The sequence below is a fragment of the Pseudomonas sp. PDM25 genome, from assembly GCF_019219045.1.
Classification (GTDB): Bacteria; Pseudomonadota; Gammaproteobacteria; order Pseudomonadales; family Pseudomonadaceae; genus Aquipseudomonas.
This window is the reverse complement of the sequence record NZ_JAHUWL010000069.1, coordinates 1-467: the sequence shown is the minus strand read 5'-3', so window position 1 is coordinate 467 and position 467 is coordinate 1. Positions and strand designations below refer to the sequence as shown.

The 467-nt window shown below is 54.0% G+C and carries 1 pseudogene; it reads left to right on the top strand.

Annotation, left to right across the window (positions count from 1 at the left end):
- Nucleotides 1–135: 135 nt before the first annotated feature.
- Nucleotides 136–467, top strand: a pseudogene (locus KW848_RS31355) (hypothetical protein); the annotation flags it as partial.

Here is a 467-nt window from a genome sequence, read left to right as displayed (position 1 = left end):
TACTTCAAATACATTCGACAGATGCTGAGTCTCTTCCAGGAGGACTTTCCATACCAATACAGTGAGCACCTGCGAGCCTTCTGGGAGGCGTGCCAGGACATTAGACTGGAAAGGAATACGCAAGGTCCTGTGTGCTTGAACGAGAGCGCTACAGCGTACCTGGATCATCACCGCAGCATGAACCTGTTGGTCGAGCGCATCCGTGAGCTAACAGGTGAGCAATGGTACCGTCGCCCGAAGGGAGACCGGCGTCAGCAAGCCAAGGAAAATGCGGTACGTGTCTGTGACTACGCCGATGCCATGATCAGTCGCTACTCGCGCACGCTGATCATTCGGGTCAATCTGTATTACTACCAGACAGTTCAGCTCAGGCTGCGAGTCGAGCGAGTCTTCGATGATCTTGACCGGATGACGGCGGAGCATGAGCGTAACCCGATATTTGATCACCTCCTTGGCTACATCTGTGC